We start from the raw sequence: 16786 nt of genomic DNA on the forward strand, positions 1-16786 counted from the left end.
CTTACACCTTGGTTGCGGGGTAGGGGTGCGTCTGGGTCCAGTGGCGGGCGATGTCGATGCGGCGGGCCACCCATACCTGCTTGTGCAGCTGGATGTGGTCCAGGAAGCGCTGCAGCGCCGTGATGCGCCCGGGGCGCCCCAGCAGACGGCAGTGCATGCCGATGCTCATCATCTTGGGGCGGTCGAGGCCGGCCGGGTCGCCCTCGGCGTAGAGCGCGTCGAACGTGTCCTTCAGGTACTGGAAGAACGGGTCGGCGTGCGAATACCCCTGGGGCAGCGCGAAGCGCATGTCGTTGCAGTCCAGCGTGTAGGGCACGATGAGCTGCGGCGCCACGGTGCCGTCGCTCTTGCGCATCTGCATCCAGAACGGCAGGTCGTCGCCGTAGTAGTCGCTGTCGTAGGCGAAGCCGCCGTGGTCGGCCACCAGGCGCCGGGTGTTGGGGCTGTCGCGCCCGGTGTACCAGCCCAGGGGCCGTTGCCCGGTCAGGCGCTCGATGGTGGCCATGGCCTCCCGCAGGTGGGCGCGTTCCACGTCCTCGGGCACGTTCTGGTAGTGGATCCACTTGAGGCCGTGGCAGGCGATCTCGTGGCCCTGCTCCACGAAGGCGGCGCACACCTCGGGGTGGCGCTGCAGCGCCGTCGCCACGCCGAACACGGTGAGCGGCAGGCCGCGCCGCTCGAACTCGCGCAGGATGCGCCAGACGCCCGCGCGGGAGCCGTATTCGTAGATGCCTTCCATGCTCATGTGCCGCTCGGGGTAGCTGGCCGGGTTGAACATCTCGGAGAGGAACTGCTCCGAGCCCGCGTCGCCATGCAGCACGCAGTTCTCGCCGCCTTCCTCGTAGTTCAGCACGAACTGCACCGCGATGCGCGCGCCCCCGGGCCAGCGGGCGTGCGGCGGGTTGCGGCCGTGGCCGACGAGGTCGCGCGGGTAGGGGGCGGTGGTGTCGTAGGTCATGGGGTCAGTGGGCCGAGGGCCAGGGAAAGGTTGTTCGAGGGGCGCTTGCGGTGGAAGCTCAGGTGGGCTTGCACATGTTCCAGATGGGCCTGCATCAGCGCCTCGGCGCGTTCGGCGTCGCGTGCGGCCAGGGCCTCGACGATGGCGGCATGCTCCTCGTGCGAGTGCGCGGCGGCGCTCGCCGACTGGTACATGAGCGTGATGAGCGCGCAGCGCGAGACCAGGTCGCCCAGCATCTGGGCCAGCACCCGGTTGCCCATGAGCTCGGCCATGCGCACGTGGAAGTCGCCCAGCAGCTCGTTGCTGCGGCCGGCGTCGGCGCTGTCCAGCGCGGCCCGCTCGCGGGCCACATGGCCGCGCAGGGCGCGGATCTTGGCCGGCGTGCTGGCCTGCGCGAAGGCGCGGGCCATGCCGGCCTCCAGCATGCGGCGCACGGCGAAGACCTGGCGCGCCTCCTGTGCCGACGGCGTGGCCACGAAGGCGCCGCGCGCGGGCGCCAGCGTCACCAGGCGGTTCTGCGCGAGCTGGAACAGCGCCTGGCGCACCAGCGTGCGCGAGACACCGAAATGGTCGGCCAGCTTCTGCTCGGCCAGCTTGGTGCCGGGCTGCAGGCGGTGCTCCACGATGGCGCGCGTCAGCGCCTGGGCGATCGCGTGGGTGGCCGAGGACTCCATGGCCGGATGATAGGTGGAATGGGCAAAAGTGCATACACTTTTGGTCCACAAGGCAGCCATTTCCGGCGGCCCGTCACCAGGAGACTCCCATGGGCTTGAGCACCCACGTTCTGGACACCATGCACGGCTGTCCCGCCGCCGGCATGGCGGTGGCGCTGTATGCCACCGAGGGCGAGTCCGCCACCCTCCTCAAACGCGTGGTGCTGAACCAGGACGGCCGCACCGACGCCCCGCTGTTCGACAACGCCAGCCTGCGCGCGGGCACCTACCGCCTGCGCTTCGATGTGGCGGGCTACTTCAGGGCGCGCGGCGTGCAACTGCCCGAACCCAACTTCCTTGGCCAGGTGAGCCTGGACTTCGGCATCGCCCATGCCGACCAGCACTACCACGTGCCGCTGCTGGTCAGCCCCTGGAGCTATTCGACCTACCGGGGTTCGTGACGGATTCCAAAAAAGAGAGCGCTTGGCGCAAGATCAGCAAGCATTTCGAATGGAAATGTTCATGAAAACGGCCACTGTCAAGCGCCACATGCTCCTGATTTCAGAGCTGGCCCTCGGTCAGCGTGTCGAGCTGGAAGCGGCCGCTCTGGTCCCACAGCCAGGTGTCGGTGTAGGTGACCTTGCCCATGCGCAGGGGCAGCGGGTAGGGCGCGGCGGCGCGCACGGTGCGCTCGATCTCGGCCACCACCTCGGGCGCATGGCGCGGCGCGCGCAGCCAGTGCACGCGGGTCACGCGGCCCTTGCGGTCGATGTCCACCTCCAGCACGCCGATGGCGTAGAGCTGGGGCGGCAGCTTGCCCTTGAAGATGCGCTCGGCGTTCAGGCCATAGAGGTGGCCGGCGGCATCCTTGCGGTAGTCGCGCGGAGTGCGTGCCTCCGAGGGGGGCGTGGCCAGCGTGGCGGGGCCCAGGGTGCTGGGGGTGTCGCTGCCTTTGCGGCTGTCGGCCGGGAGGGTGCTGACGGGCGAGGATTTGCAGGCCGCCACCAGGGCGGCCACGGCCGCCATCAGGCCGGCCAGCAGCCAGGGGCCGCGCGTCTTGCTGCGTTGGGATGGAATCTGGTCCATGCTGCGGGTGGTGAATTCCGGAAAGGCCGATAGCGTGGCATTTTTGCACTTTTTGCTCCAGGGGTTGGAAACGGCCCCGGCCTGTCTGGTGAGCGTGGATCGCACCGAGGGCTCGGCGCCGCGCGAGCGCGGCGCCTGGATGGCGGTGTTCGATGGCCATGTGGTGGGCACCATCGGCGGCGGGCATGTGGAGTTCCAGGCCATCGCCGAGGCGCGCCGCCGGCTCGCCGGCGGGGCGGGCCCCGCCGTGCTGCGCTATGCCCTGGGCCCCAGCCTGGGGCAGTGCTGCGGCGGCGTGATGCACCTGCGCTTCGAGCGGGTCACGCGGGCCGACGGCGCCCTGCTCGCCACGCGCCTGGCGCCCCGGTGCGCGCCCGTGGCGCTGTTCGGCGGTGGCCATGTGGGCCAGGCGCTGGCGCGCGTGCTGGCGCCGCTGCCTTTTCAGCTTACCTGGATCGACAGCCGCGACGGTATCTTTCCGCCCGATGCGCCGCCGGACGCGGCCTGCGAGCATTCCGAACCCGTGCAGGCCGCCGTGCCCGGCCTGGCGCCCCAGTCGCGCGTGCTCATCATGAGCTTCAGCCATGCCGAGGACCTGGACGTGGTCGCCGCCTGCCTGCGCCGCCAGCGCGAGCACGGTGACCTGCCCTTCATCGGCCTGATTGGCAGCCGCAGCAAATGGGCCGTCTTCCGCCGCCGCCTGGCGGAGCGCGGCTTCGCCGAGGCGGAGCTGGCACGCGTGACCTGCCCCATCGGCGTGCCCGGCATCGCGGGCAAGGCGCCCGAGGTCATCGCCGTGGCCGTGGCGGCGCAGTTGCTGCAGACCTTGCCGCCCGATGGGCTGGGAGACTCCTGATGCAGGGTGGCTGGATTCGTGCTGAAATCGCGCGCAGGTTTTGCATACACTTTGCATCCTCCGGTCGCAGCGGAGCCCCGGCAGCGCAAGCTGCCTTGGAGCGCGGCCCATGTCCTGCTCAGAGCGCCCGCAGTGGTGAGCAGCTATTGGCGTGCAGCCAAGGGTGAACCACATGGAAAGCTACCTTCTCGACTGGGCCAACCTGCTGCTGCGCTGGCTGCATGTCATCACGGCCATCGCCTGGATCGGCTCCTCGTTCTACTTCGTCTTCCTCGACAGCAGCCTCACGCCGCCCGAGGACGAGGACCTGAAGAGGCAGGGCGTGAGCGGCGAGCTCTGGGCCGTGCACGGCGGGGGCTTCTACCACCCGGTCAAGTTCGCCGTTTCGCCCCCGAAGCTGCCCGGGCACCTGCACTGGTTCTACTGGGAGAGCTACAGCACCTGGCTCAGCGGCTTTGCGCTGTTCACCGTGTCCTACCTCTGGAGCGCGGGCACCTACCTGGTGGACAAATCGCGCATGGACTGGGCGCCGCCCACGGCCGTGCTGGCGGCGCTGTCCTTCCTGGTGGTGTTCTGGCTGCTCTACGACGCCATCTGCCGCGCCTTCGGCCAGCGCAAGAACGGCGACGCCATCGTCGGCGCGCTGGTCTTCGTGCTGGTGTGCATCGCCTCGTGGCTGGCCTGCCACTGGTTCGCGGGGCGCGCGGCCTTCCTGCTGGTGGGCGCGATGATGGCCACGGCCATGAGCGCCAACGTGTTTTTCTGGATCATCCCGGGACAGAAAACGGTGGTGGCGCAGATCAAGGCCGGCCAGCCGGTGGACCCCATCCACGGCAAGCGCGGCAAGCAGCGCAGCGTGCACAACACCTATTTCACGCTGCCGGTGCTGTTCGCCATGCTCAGCGGGCACTACAGCTTCACCTGGAGCCACCCGCAGAACTGGCTGGTGCTGATCCTCATGATGTTCGCGGGCGCGGCCATCCGGCAGTTCTTCGTGCTGCGCCATGGCTACAAGCTGGGGCGCAACGCACACCCCTGGCCGTATGCGCTGGTGGGCGTGGCCGTGCTGGTGGGCGCGGTCGCCTGGCTGCGCCCGGGTGCTCCTGTTTCCGTAGCTGGCAGCGCTTTATCCACGGGTTCTACGGCCGGATTTGACTACAAGGAAGTGCAGGCCGTGCTGCAACAGCGCTGCGTGCAATGCCATGGCGCCGAGGTGCAGATGAAGGGCGTGCGCCTGGACACCCCCGAACAGGTGGCGCCGCGCGCCCCGCTCATCTACCAGCAGGTGGTGCTGCAAAAGCTCATGCCCATGAACAACGCCACGCAGATGACGGAGGCCGAGCGCGCCCTGATCGCGCGCTGGCACGCGGCCGGGGCCCCCGTGCAATAGGGCGCGGGGTCAGGGGGCTGGGGTTTTCACCTCCAGCCCCAGCCCGCGCAGGTAGGTGGCGATGGTGCTGCGCCCGGCCTGCACGAGGTCGAAGGCCTCGGTGTCCAGCAGCCAGCCCTGCAGCAGCCCTTCCACCAGCACCTGCAGGCCCAGCGCCGCCATGTCGGGCGGCACGGTGGCGGGGCAGGAGCGCCCGGCGAAGGCGCGCTCCAGCGCGCTGCGGTTGTGCGCCAGCCACTGGCGGTGCATGGTCAGGTGGCGGGCCTGTACGGCGTCAAGCTCCTGCACGTACTCCACGCGGTGGATGGCGATCTGCATCACGCGGCGCAGCGAGGCGTCCGTGGCGATGCGGTGCAGCGCCTCCAGCATGGCTTCGAACACCCTGTCCATGTCCGGGGCGGGCGCGCCCGGCCGTGGGTCCAGCAATAGCTGGTCCAGCGGCGCGGTGGCGCGCTCCATCATGGCGTTGAACAGGTCGGCCTTGTCCTTGAAGTGCCAATAGATCGCGCCGCGCGTGGCGCCAGCCGCCCCGGCGATGTCCTGCAGCGAGGTGCGCGACACGCCCTTTTCCTCGAACAGCCGTTCCGCGGCGTCGAGCAGGGCGTTGCGCGTCGCCATCGCATCGGCTTTGGTGCGGCGGGGGGCCATCATTGTTCTCCTGCGGTCATGCTGCCTACTATACATACATTCAAGCATGTATGTATACTCCCGGCTTCACCATCCAGATACACAGCGGCGCGCACCGGGTTAACCGAAAGTCACTATGCTTTTTGACTTTCGTGCCCGCCACGGACGGATTTACGCCAAGGATTCCCATGCTCTCACGCCATCCACAGACTGAGACTGTTTCTGCCCTGTTCCCCTTTTCTTCCGGCGCGCGCTGGCGGCTGGCACTGGCCAGCGGCAGCCTGGGCGTAGCGCTGCTGCTGTCGGCCTGCGGCAAGGGCGACGCGCCCGCGGCGCCGCCCGGCGGCGGCATGCCGCCGCCCGAGGTGGGCGTGGTCACCGTGCAGCCGGGCGAGCTGGGCCTGCAGACCGAGCTGCCGGGCCGGCTGGAGGCCTCGCGCGTGGCGCAGGTGCGCGCCCGCGCGGCGGGCATCCTGCAGCAGCGCCTGTTCCAGGAGGGCAGCGATGTCAAGGCCGGGCAGGTGCTGTTCCGCATCGATGCGGCGCCCTACGAGGCCGCCTTGCAGAGCGCCGAGGCCGCGCTGGCCAAGGGCCAGGCCAACCTGGTGCAGACCACCGCGCTGGCCGAGCGCTACAAGCCCCTGGCCGCTGCCAATGCCGTGAGCCAGCAGGAATACGCCAACGCCGTGGCCGCGCAGAAGCTGGCCGAGGCCGATGTGGCCGCCGGCAAGGCCGCCGTCACGACGGCGCGCATCAACCTCGGCCATGCCAGCGTGACGGCGCCCATTGCCGGGCGCATCGGCCGGGCCCTGGTGACGGAAGGTGCGCTGGTGGGGCAGGGCGAGGCCACGCAACTGGCCGTGGTGCAGCAGATCCACCCGATGTATGTGAACTTCACGCAGTCCGCCGCCGAGGTCATGCGGCTGCGCCGCGCCCTGGAGGCCGGCCAGTTCAAGCGCGCGGCGGGCGGCAACGCCGCCAGCGTGCGCGTGCTGCTGGAGGATGGCAGCGAGTACCCGCTCGCGGGCAAGCTGCTGTTCTCCGACCTCAGCGTGGATGCCACCACGGGCCAGATCACGCTGCGCGCGCAGGTGCCCAACCCGGACGGCCTGCTGCTGCCCGGCCTGTACGTGCGCGTGCGGCTGGAGCAGGCACAGGCGCAGCAGGCGATCCTGCTGCCGCAGCAGGCGGTGACGCGCTCGGCCCAGGGTGACACGGTGCTGGCCATCGGCGCCGACGGCAAGCCGGCGCAGCGCAGCATCCAGATCGGCGGCCAGCAGGGCGGCCAGTGGGTGGTGCTCGGCGGCCTGCAGGCGGGCGAGCAGGTGATCGTCGACGGCTTCCAGAAGCTGCGCGGCAACCCCGTGGTCAAGCCCGTGCCCTGGCAGGGCGGCGCCAAGCCCGGCGCGCCCGCCAGCGGCGCTCCTGCGGCCCCAGCCTCCACGGCCAGCGCGGCGCAGTAAGGAGCGCCCAGCATGGCGAAATTCTTTATCGACCGGCCCATCTTCGCGTGGGTGATCGCGCTGTTCATCATGGTGCTGGGGGGCGTGTCCATCACCCAGCTGCCCATCGCGCAGTACCCACCCGTGGCGCCCCCGGCCATCGTGGTCTCGGCCACCTACCCTGGCGCCTCGGCCCAGACGCTGGAGGACAGCGTGCTCTCGGTGATCGAGCGCGAGATGAACGGCTCGCCCGGCCTGATCTATATGGAGTCGGTGGCGCAGGCCAACGGCACCGGCAACATCACGCTGAGCTTCCAGCCCGGCACCAATGCCGACATGGCGCAGGTGGACGTGCAGAACCGCCTCGCGCGCGCCACGCCGCGCCTGCCCGCCGTGGTGACGCAGCAGGGCGTGCGCGTGGACAAGTCGCGCAGCAACTTCCTGCTGTTCGCCATCCTGTCGTCGGACGATCCGGCCTGGGACCCGGTGGCGCTGGGCGACTACGCCTCGCGCAACATCGTGCCCGAGCTGCAGCGCCTGCCCGGCATCGGCCAGGCGCAGCTGTTCGGTACCGAGCGCGCCATGCGCATCTGGATCGACCCGGCCAAGCTGCTGGGCCTGAACCTCAGCGCGGCCGACGTCAACAACGCCATCCGCGCGCAGAACGCGCAGGTGTCGGCGGGCGAGATCGGCAGCCTGCCGAACGTGGCGGGCCAGGGCATCGCGGCCACCGTGATCGTCAACGGGCAGCTTTCCAGCGCTGAGGAATTCGGCCGCATCATCCTGCGCGCCAACCCCGACGGCTCCACCGTGCGCCTCAAGGACGTGGCGCGCATCGAGCTGGGCGGCCAGGTCTATGCCACCTCGGCGCGCCTCAACGGCAAGCCCTCGGTGGGCATGGGCGTGCAGCTCTCGCCCACGGGCAACGCGCTGGCCGCCGCCAAGGCGGTGCGCGAGAAGATGACGGAACTGGAGCGCTATTTCCCGCAGGGCATGAAGTGGTCCATCCCCTACGACAGCTCGCGCTTCGTCGACATCTCCATCACCCAGGTGGCGACCACGCTGGTCGAGGCCGTGGTGCTGGTGTTCCTGGTGATGTTCCTGTTCCTGCAGAACCTGCGCTACACCATCATCCCCACCATCGTCGTGCCGGTGGCGCTGCTGGGCACCTTCGCCACGCTGATGGCGCTGGGCTTCTCGATCAACGTGCTCACCATGTTCGGCATGGTGCTGGTGATCGGCATCGTGGTGGACGACGCCATCGTGGTGGTGGAGAACGTCGAGCGCATCATGAGCGAGGAGGGGCTGCATCCGCTGGAGGCCACGCGCAAGGCCATGGGCCAGATCTCGGGCGCCATCGTCGGCGTGACCGTGGTGCTGATCTCGGTGTTCGTGCCGCTGGCCTTTTTCGCGGGCTCGGTGGGCAACATCTACCGCCAATTCGCGGCGGTGATGGTGTCGTCGATCGCCTTCTCGGCCTTCCTGGCGCTGTCGCTGACGCCGGCGCTGTGCGCCACGCTGCTCAAGCCCGTGGAGGCCGGCCACCACCATGCCAAGACGGGCTTCTTCGGCTGGTTCAACCGGGGCTTCTCGCGCACCGCCAAGGGCTACGAGGGCGTGGTGGCGCGCATCCTGCGCCGCGCGCCGCGCGCCCTGATCCTCTACGCGGCCATCATCGCCGCCGCCGCCGTGGTCTACATGCGCCTGCCCGCGTCCTTCCTGCCCAACGAAGACCAGGGCACCATGCTGGTGAACGTGCAGCTGCCGCCGGGCGCCACGCAGGAGCGCACGCGCGCCGTGATGGAGCAGGTCGAGGCCTACATGCTCAAGCAACCCGAGGTGCAGAGCATGGTGGGCGTGCTGGGCTTCTCCTTCTCGGGCCAGGGACAGAACGCCGCGCTGGCCTTCGTCACGCTGACCGACTGGGCCAAGCGCGCCGGTCCCGGCAGCAATGCCGAGGCGGTGGCGGGGCGTGCCTTTGGCGGGCTTTCGGGCATTCGCGATGCCTTCATCTACCCGCTGAGCCCGCCGCCCATTCCCGAACTGGGCGCCGCGTCGGGCTTCAGCTTCCGCCTGCAGGACCGCGCCGGCCTGGGCCGCGAGGCCCTGCTGGCCGCGCGCAACCAGTTGCTGGGCATGGCGATGCAGAGCAAGGTGCTGGCGCAGGTGCGCCCCGACGGCCTGGAGGACGCGCCCCAGCTGCAGCTCGACATCGACCGCGACAAGGCCAGCGCCCTGGGCGTGGGCTACGACGCCATCAACAGCGCCATCGCCACGGCCCTGGGTTCGAGCTACGTCAACGACTTCCCCAACGCCGGGCGCCTGCAGCGCGTGGTAGTGCAGGCCGACGCGCCCGCCCGCATGCAGCCCGACGACCTGTTGCGGCTCAACGTGCTCAACAGCCAAGGCAAGGCCGTGCCCCTGTCGGCCTTCTCGACCACGCGCTGGGTGTCGGGCGCCATGCAGACCGTGCGCTACAACGGCTACCCGTCCATGCGCATCAGCGGCGCGGCGGCGCCGGGCCAGAGCACGGGCGCGGCCATGGACGAAATGGAGCTCCTGGCGGCGCAACTGCCGCAAGGCTTCGGCTTCGAGTGGACGGGCCAGTCGCGCGAGGAAAAGCTCGCCGGCGCCCAGGCCATCATCGTCTACGCCTTCGCCATCCTGGCGGTGTTCCTGTGCCTGGCGGCGCTGTACGAAAGCTGGTCGATTCCGTTCGCGGTGATCCTGGTGGTGCCGCTGGGGGTGCTGGGGGTGCTGGTGGCCACGCTGCTGCGCGGCTATGCGAACGATGTGTACTTCCAGGTGGGGCTGGTGACCATCATCGGCCTGTCGGCCAAGAACGCCATCCTGATCATTGAGTTTGCCAAGGACCTGCAGGCCCAGGGCAAGAGCGTGATCGAGTCGGCCCTCGCGGCAGCCCACCTGCGCTTCCGGCCCATTGTCATGACCTCGATGGCCTTCATGCTGGGCGTGCTTCCGCTGGCCCTGGCCACGGGCGCGGGTTCGGCCAGCCAGCGTGCCATCGGCACCGGCGTGATTGGCGGCATGATCACCGGCACGGCGCTGGCCGTGTTCTTCGTGCCGGTCTTTTTCGTGCTGGTGCGCGGCCTGTTCAAAGGCAGCGCGCGCCAGCGGCAATTTGACGCGCAACACGCGCACCAGACGGGCGTGGGAGACCACCATGCATAAGACACCACGGATTCCGGCGCTGCGCGCTCCGCTGGCCGCGCTGGCGGCCGGGCTGGCCCTGGCGGGCTGCTCCTTCATGCCGGTGTACGAACGGCCCGCCGCCCCAGTCGCCGAGCAATGGCCCACCCTGGCCGGCGCCCAGCCTGCGGATGCTGCGGCCCGCGCCGCGGGCGACCTGCCCTGGCAGGAGTTCGTGCAGGACGCGCGCTTGCGCGCCCTGGTCGAGCGGGCCCTGGCCGGCAACCGCGACCTGCGCGTGGCCGCGCTGGCCATCGAGCAGGCCCGCGCCCAGTACCAGATCCGCGCCGCCGACCAGACGCCCACGCTCAATCTGGCGGCCGCCGGCAACCGCCAGCCCGCCTCGGGCGGCGGCATCAGCAGCACCTACACGGCGGGCGTGGCCCTGGCGAGCTGGGAGATCGACTTCTTCGGCCGCATCGCCAGCCTCAAGGAGGCGGCGCTGGCGCAGTATCTGGCCACCGAGGAGGCGCGCCGCGCCGTGCAGACCAGTCTGGTGGCAGCCGTGGCCAGTGCCTGGCTGAGCCTGCAGGCCAACGACGAACTGCTCGCGCTGACGCAGCGCACCCTGGCCACGCGCGAGGATTCGCTGCGCCTGGTGCGCCTGCGCACCGAGCAGGGCGTGGCCTCGGCGCTGGATCTGCGCCAGGCCGAGTCGCTGGTGGCGGCGGCCCAGGCCGCGCTGGCACAGCAGCAGCGCCTGCGCGCGCTCGACGTGAACGCGCTGACCCTGCTGGTGGGCCAACCGCTGTCGCCCGAGTGGCTCGACACCCAAGGCCCAGAAGCGCCCCTGCGCGCCGATGTGCCCGCTGGGCTGCCCTCCGACCTACTGGAGCGGCGTGCCGATGTGCGCCAGGCCGAGCAGCTGCTGGTGGCCGCCAATGCCAACATCGGCGCCGCGCGTGCCGCCTTCTTCCCGCGCATTTCGCTCACGGCGAGCGCGGGCACGGCCAGCACGGCGCTGTCGGGCCTGTTCAAGAGCGGCTCCTGGGGCTGGACCCTGGCGCCGCAGGCGCTGCTGCCGATCTTCGATGGCGGGCGCAACCAGGCGGGGCTCGATTCCGCGCGGGCCGGCCGCGAGATCGCGCTGGCGCAGTATGAAAAGGCCATCCAGACCGCGTTCCGCGAGGTGTCCGACGCCCTGGCCGGCCGCGCCACGCTGGGCGAGCAGGCGCGCGCCCAGCAGGCGCAGGCCGATGCCGAGGCCGAGCGCCTGCGGCTGGCCGAGCTGCGCCACCGCAATGGCGTGGCCAGTTCGCTGGAGGTGCTCGACGCGCAGCGCTCGCTGTTCGCGGCGCAGCAGGCGCTGGCCCAGGTCCGGCTGGCCCAGCGCCAGAACCAGGCGGTGCTGTACAAGGCCCTCGGCGGCGGCTGGGGCCCGGTGGCACCAGAGGCTGTTGCCTCCTCGCCGCAGCGCTGATCGGGGAGCGGCTCAGGCCGCCAGGGCCGCCGGCGCCGGGCACGGCCCGGGATGCGGCGCCTGCAGGGCCGAGACCCTGCCTGCGTCCAGCACCACGATGCCGCCGGGCGACTGCTTGGCCTCGTGCTTGGCCTGGGCCGCCAGGTTGGCCACTTCCTCGGCATGGCGCAGCACGCCCGGAGGGATCTGCGCCGCGCCGATGGACAGCGTGGTGCACGGGAAGAAACGCAGGATGCCGTGGCGGTCCTCGGCATGGATGCCGCCGGCTTGGCGCGCCGTGTCGTCGAACAGCGCGCGGGCCTCGTGCGCGAAGGCGTCCACGATGCCGCGGCAGCGGCGCAGCCAGTCGCCGCTTTGGAACAGCACGAGAAAATCGTCGCCGCCCACATGGCCGACGAAGTCGCGCCGCGCGTCGCAATGCGCGACCACCAGGCGGGCCACCAGCCGGATCATCTCGTCGCCGCGCCAGTAGCCGTACTGGTCGTTGAAGGGCTTGAAGTGGTTCAGGTCGGCATAGCAGGCCACGAAACCGTTGCCGCTCTCCAGCAGGCGCTCGATGTGCATGCTGATGGGAATGTTGCCGGGCAGGAAGGTCAGCGGGTTGGCATGGCGCGCGGCCTCGATGCGCGCCTCGGTCACCGCGCGCACCAGTTTGTCGCCCGTGCCCAGGCCGATGTAGCGGCCGTTGTCGGTGACGATGAAGCCGTCGCTGAGGTAACGCTGGTCCTGCGAGGTCAGGATGCCGATGAGCTGGTCGGCGTCGCAGTCGAGCTCCACCACGCGCGGCGCCGGGTTGGCGAAGGCCATGCAGGGCTTGCGGCCGTGCACCTCGCGGAAATACAGCGTGGCGTAATGGTTCATGAACTGTTGCCGGTTGATCAGCGCCACGGGCCGGCCGTCCTCCACCAGCGCCAGCGCGTGCAGTTCCGGGTGCTGCATGAACAACTCGGCCACGCTGTCGTTGGCGGTTTCGGGCGTGGCCGTGGGGGCGGGCACCACCTGCAGGCCGCGCAGGATGCCGGGGCGCGCCGACTGTGCCAGGTGCGGCAGCACGGCGACGCGCCGGTCGCGCATCACTTCGAGGGCTGGTGCCTCCAGTGCCTGGCGTGCCGTGGACGCGGGGCGCCCGAGCAGCCAGCCCTGGCCGTGCGGGATGTCGAGGTCGCGCAGCGCGCGCAGGTCATCCTGGGTTTCGATGCCCTCGGCGATCAGCTGCGTGCCGAACATGTCGGCGATGCCCTTGATGGCGCGCAGCATCTGCAGGTTCTCGGGGTGTTCGGCGATGGCATGGATGAAGTACTTGTCGATCTTCACGAAGTCGGGCCGGACCTCCGACCACAGGCGCAGGCTGGAGCGGCCGTCGCCGAAGTCGTCCAGCGCCAGGCGCATGCCGGCCGCATGGATTTCCTTGACGGCCTGGCGCAGTTGCGCCATGTCGGTCACGCGTTCATGCTCGGTGATCTCCAGCACCACCATCCTGGGAACGACCCCGAAGTCCCGCAGCGTGGCCGAGAGCGTTCCCGCGCCGCACAGCGCCACGCCCTGGACCAGTGCGTCGGCGCTGATGTTCACGAACAGCCGGCCCGGCGCGCCGATGGCGGCCCAGTTGCGCAGGGCGGTGTAGACGCACATCAGCTCGAAATCCTGCAGCAGGTGTTCGCGGCGCGCCATCTCCAGCAGGAAATCCGGGCGATGGAAGGGCGAATCCAGGGGGCCGCGGATCAGGGCCTCGTGCGCGAACACCGTCCCGGTGCGCAGGTCGCCGATGGGCTGGAATACGCAGTGCAGCTCCCCGTCGCGGACCAGGCGGGCGAGCGGCCCCGTGCCGCAGCGCACCGCAGGCGAAAGGGCCGCCACCACGCGGTCGCGCTGTTCTGTAATGTGAAATGGCATGGCACTGGATGGTTGGATCGGCACATGGGTAACCCTAAGCCGGACGTGTGACGCAGCCGTTACAGCAGCACCCCATGCCCCTGCGGGGTCTGGGGTGACAGGGCCGCAAAGGCCCTGGGCATGCGGGTTATCCCGGTAATTTGCCTTACTATCGCTTACCGGTTTCTAGGTATGAAACTTGACGCAGAGCAAATCCGTGGCGACTGCTTTCGCAGTGCGCCGGGAATTTGATTTGCCTCAAAACCCAGTAGGAAATGGCGCTGCAAAGTGCTTTCCATATGTTGCCTAACTATTCACCGGAATCCCCCGCAGAGAGCGAGGTCGTGGCCCCTGGCGAGGTGCTGCGCGTGCGCCAGGAAAAGCTCACCTCGGTGCTGCATCTGGTGAGCGGACGCGTGCAAATGGGCATCCTGGAGGATGGCCAGATGCGGCACCAGCTGGGCGTGGTCGAAGGCCCGTTCTGGCTTGATGGCGCTTCCGCCATGCTGAACCTGCCTTGCCCCGTCGACATGGTGACCGAAACACGCGTGCAGTTGCGCCGCCAGCCGCTGGAGGCTTTTCAGCGCAGCGTCGAGGCCCTGCCCAAGGCGGCGCAGATGCTGCTGCGCGACATGGCGATCGGCTACCGCCAGCAGACCGAGCTGGCCGTCAGCCGCCTGGCGCAGGATGCCGAGGCGCGCTGCGCACAGTGGCTGCTGAGCCATGCCCAGGAGGACGGCAGTGGCGCGCTGAGCGTCACCCTGAGCCAGCGCAAGCGCCTGATCGCGGCCCAGCTGGGCATCGCGCCGGAAACCTTCTCGCGGGTGCTGCGCAACCTGCGCGAGCATGGCCTCATCCTGGGGTCGGGCAATGTGCTCAAGCTGCCCGAGCCCGGCGCCCTGCAAATGGTCGCCAGCGGCGGCTGATACCCCGGCGCGCGTGCCGCGCCACAGGATTTTTCCGGCTGCCGTTCTGGCAGCTTTTTTTTTGCCGCTGCGTGGGCAGGCTGCTGACGGAGAGGCTCCAGGCTCAGGGTTTTTCCTCGGCGGGCTCTGAGGGTTCCACCCAGGCCAGGGGGGGAGGGGGCTGCGTATATTCAATGCACCACCTATGCGAAGCCCTGTGATCCCGCCGCTCCCCGCTTCTTCCTGCGCCCGTCCGTGCGACCGGGAGGGCGCATGACGCCGCCGCCCGACGCCGCCCTGGCCGTGGCGGACAGTGCGCCACCCTCCTGGTCCCTGCCGGGCTCCCTGGCGGTGCGCCTGGTGCTGCTGGTGGCGCTGGCGGTGGCCTGGTCCGGCGCGGTGTCGGGCTGGCTGGTGGCACGGGCTTCCGGGCAGGAAGCCGTGCGGCGCATGGTGGACCAGCAGAACGACGAGGTCGAGGTGTTCGCCCGGCTGCTGTCGAGCAAGATCGAGCAGAGCCAGAAGGTGCTGCGCACGGTGGCGGCCGGCATCACGCCCGACATGCTCGACATGCCTTCCACGCTCGAATGGCTGCTGCAGCAGGGCTTGCCCGCGGTCCAGTTCTTCGATTCCATCCTGGTGGCGCGGCAGGATGGCGAACTGCGCGTGAACCTGCAAAACGGCCGCTTCGAGAAATCCTCCAGCCTGGAGCCCACGGCGCGCGACGCCCTGCGCCGCACCATGGTCGAGGGCAAGCCCATGGTGGCCGAGTTGGTGACCGAGCGTTCCAGCGATGCGCGCATCCTGTTCACCATGCCGCTGCACCGGGAAGATGGCTCCGTCCTGGGCGTGGTGGCCGGCGCGCTGCGCTTGCAGTCGCAGGGGCTGCTGCCCGTGTCCATGGCGGTGCCGCCGCGCCCGGACACCCGGCTCGTGGTCTTCACGCGCGACGGCACCATCCTCTCGCACTCCGATCCGGCGCGCGTCATGGGCCAGGTGCGCGGCGAGCCCGGGCTGGGCCAGGTGTTCGCCCAGTGGCTCGCCCAGGACAGCCCGGTCGTGGGCCATGGCGCCACGCAGGTGCTCCCGGCGCATATCGTCAGCATGGCCGGCATGCCGCTGCCACAGTGGCTGGTGGCGCGCGTGAGCGATTCCCAGGCGTTGCTGGCGCCGCTCAAGGGGGCGCAGCGCAGGGCCTGGGGGCTGGCGGCGCTGGTCATCGTGCTGACCGCGGCAACCCTTGCCTTGCTGGTGCTGTGGCTGGCGCAGCCCCTGGCGCGCCTGCGCGACCGTTCCCGGGGACTGCTGGCCCCGGAGGGCCAGCGCGGACTGTCCGCGCCCTGGCCCCGGGCCGGTGGCGAGGTAGGGGCCCTGGTGCGGGTCTTCGAAGGGTTGCAGGCGCAGCGGGCACAGCAGCAGCGGGAGCGGCAGACGCTCGAAGGCCAGTTCCAGTCCATCCTGGACAGTGCGCCCGTGGGCATCCTCATCGCCCGGGGCATGCGCCTGGAGGCCGTGGGCCGCCAGGCCTGCCTGATGCTGGGCTACCAGCCGGAAGAGCTGCGGGGCCAGCCTCTGGCGCATATCTGCGGCACCGGCCCGGAATGCCCGGAATCCTGCTCCGCCGCCCAGGCGGCCTTCGCGGCCCATGGCGCCTTCACGGGCGATCTGTGCCTGCGGCGCAAGGACGGCAGTTCCGTGTGGGTGCGGGCCCAGGGGCGCGCCGTCAGGGCCGACGCGCCGCAGGAGGGCAGTGTGTGGATGCTGGAGGAGATGACGGTGGCCCACGAAGAGCGCCGCCAGGATGCCTGGGTGCTGTCGCACGACCCGCTGACGCAGCTCGACAACCGCCAGGGCTTCGAGCAGCGGCTGCGCCACCTGCTCGATGGCGGGGGGCTGGCCACCGACAGCGCTCCCGCGCCGCTCGATGGCCTGGGCGGAACGATTTCGGGCGTGGTGCTGTTCCTGGACCTGGACCATTTCACTGTGGTCAACGACGTGGCCGGCCACGATGCCGGCGACGATGTGCTGCGCCACGTGGCGCGCCTGCTGGAGGCCCAGGTGCGCCAGGCGGGCTGGGCCGCGCGCCTGGGGGGCGATGAGTTCGCCGTGGTGCTGCCGGGTTGCTCCAGCACGCACGGCCTGGCCGTGGCCGAGCAGTTGCGCGCCGCCGTGCAGGCCTGGGAGCCGGTGTACCAGGGGCGCAGTTTCACCCTGGGCGTGAGCATCGGCATGGTGGTGCTCGAACCGGGCCTGCACGATGTCGCCAGCGTGCTGCACGCGGCCGACATGGCCTGCTACGACGCCAAGCGCGCGGGGCGCAACCAGGTGGTGCGCCGCGCGGTGCAGCGCGCCGCGCTGCTGCAATAG

General features: G+C 70.1%; 13 protein-coding genes. 8 read left to right on the forward strand and 5 right to left on the reverse strand.

From position 1 onward, the window contains the following. Window position 1: 1 nt before the first annotated feature. Both puuE and D8S75_RS07655 read right to left on the reverse strand, forming a co-directional pair. The gene (puuE, locus tag D8S75_RS07650; protein WP_119965569.1) at window positions 2–958 is read right to left on the reverse strand and encodes an allantoinase PuuE; all 957 of its coding nucleotides are present in this window, start codon (window positions 956–958) and stop codon (window positions 2–4) included. Then, a complete protein-coding gene (locus D8S75_RS07655; RefSeq protein WP_119965571.1) occupies window positions 955–1632 on the reverse strand; it encodes a GntR family transcriptional regulator in 678 nt (225 codons plus the stop codon). The genes puuE and D8S75_RS07655 overlap by 4 nt, the downstream gene beginning before the upstream one ends. Window positions 1633–1721: 89 nt before the next feature. Between D8S75_RS07655 and uraH the strand changes: the two genes are divergently transcribed. Beyond that, window positions 1722–2072 carry a hydroxyisourate hydrolase gene (uraH, locus tag D8S75_RS07660; protein WP_119965573.1) on the forward strand — a complete coding sequence of 117 codons (351 nt, stop codon included), beginning with the start codon at window positions 1722–1724 and terminating at the stop codon, window positions 2070–2072. 100 nt (window positions 2073–2172) lie between these two features. Here the strand turns inward: uraH and D8S75_RS07665 are convergent, their stop codons facing one another. Beyond that, window positions 2173–2697, reverse strand: coding sequence for an energy transducer TonB (locus D8S75_RS07665; protein WP_119965575.1), 525 nt, complete (start codon window positions 2695–2697; stop codon window positions 2173–2175). A gap of 34 nt (window positions 2698–2731) precedes the next feature. Here D8S75_RS07665 and xdhC point away from each other — a divergent pair, with 34 nt between their 5' ends. Next, the gene (gene xdhC, locus D8S75_RS07670) at window positions 2732–3553 is read left to right on the forward strand and encodes a xanthine dehydrogenase accessory protein XdhC (RefSeq protein ID WP_232828968.1); all 822 of its coding nucleotides are present in this window, start codon (window positions 2732–2734) and stop codon (window positions 3551–3553) included. Window positions 3554–3725: 172 nt separating this feature from the next. Then, window positions 3726–4943: a urate hydroxylase PuuD gene (locus tag D8S75_RS07675; protein WP_119965578.1), complete on the forward strand. Its 1218-nt coding sequence runs from the start codon at window positions 3726–3728 to the stop codon at window positions 4941–4943. Between the two features lie 9 nt (window positions 4944–4952). Here the strand turns inward: D8S75_RS07675 and D8S75_RS07680 are convergent, their stop codons facing one another. Continuing rightward, a complete protein-coding gene (locus D8S75_RS07680; protein ID WP_119965647.1) occupies window positions 4953–5591 on the reverse strand; it encodes a TetR family transcriptional regulator in 639 nt (212 codons plus the stop codon). Window positions 5592–5758: 167 nt separating this feature from the next. Here D8S75_RS07680 and D8S75_RS07685 point away from each other — a divergent pair, with 167 nt between their 5' ends. The 3 genes from D8S75_RS07685 to D8S75_RS07695 are packed head-to-tail and all read left to right on the forward strand — an operon-like array spanning window position 5759 to window position 11642. Then, a complete protein-coding gene (locus D8S75_RS07685; RefSeq protein ID WP_119965580.1) occupies window positions 5759–7033 on the forward strand; it encodes an efflux RND transporter periplasmic adaptor subunit in 1275 nt (424 codons plus the stop codon). A gap of 12 nt (window positions 7034–7045) precedes the next feature. Further along, window positions 7046–10204, forward strand: a complete 3159-nt coding sequence (locus D8S75_RS07690; protein ID WP_119965582.1) for an efflux RND transporter permease subunit — start codon at window positions 7046–7048, stop codon at window positions 10202–10204. Next, a complete protein-coding gene (locus D8S75_RS07695; RefSeq protein ID WP_119965648.1) occupies window positions 10197–11642 on the forward strand; it encodes an efflux transporter outer membrane subunit in 1446 nt (481 codons plus the stop codon). The genes D8S75_RS07690 and D8S75_RS07695 overlap by 8 nt, the downstream gene beginning before the upstream one ends. A 12-nt stretch (window positions 11643–11654) precedes the next feature. Here the strand turns inward: D8S75_RS07695 and D8S75_RS07700 are convergent, their stop codons facing one another. Continuing rightward, entirely contained in the window at window positions 11655–13535 is a 1881-nt protein-coding gene (locus tag D8S75_RS07700; RefSeq protein WP_119965583.1) for a GGDEF domain-containing protein, read from the reverse strand. Between the two features lie 278 nt (window positions 13536–13813). On the opposite strand from D8S75_RS07700, the gene D8S75_RS07705 reads away from it, so the two are divergent. Further along, entirely contained in the window at window positions 13814–14440 is a 627-nt protein-coding gene (locus tag D8S75_RS07705; RefSeq protein ID WP_119965585.1) for a Crp/Fnr family transcriptional regulator, read from the forward strand. 252 nt (window positions 14441–14692) lie between these two features. Next, window positions 14693–16786, forward strand: a complete 2094-nt coding sequence (locus D8S75_RS07710) for a sensor domain-containing diguanylate cyclase (RefSeq protein WP_119965586.1) — start codon at window positions 14693–14695, stop codon at window positions 16784–16786.

Origin of the sequence: Simplicispira lacusdiani (assembly GCF_003604195.1) — a bacterium.
Classification (GTDB): domain Bacteria; phylum Pseudomonadota; class Gammaproteobacteria; order Burkholderiales; family Burkholderiaceae_C; genus Simplicispira; species Simplicispira lacusdiani.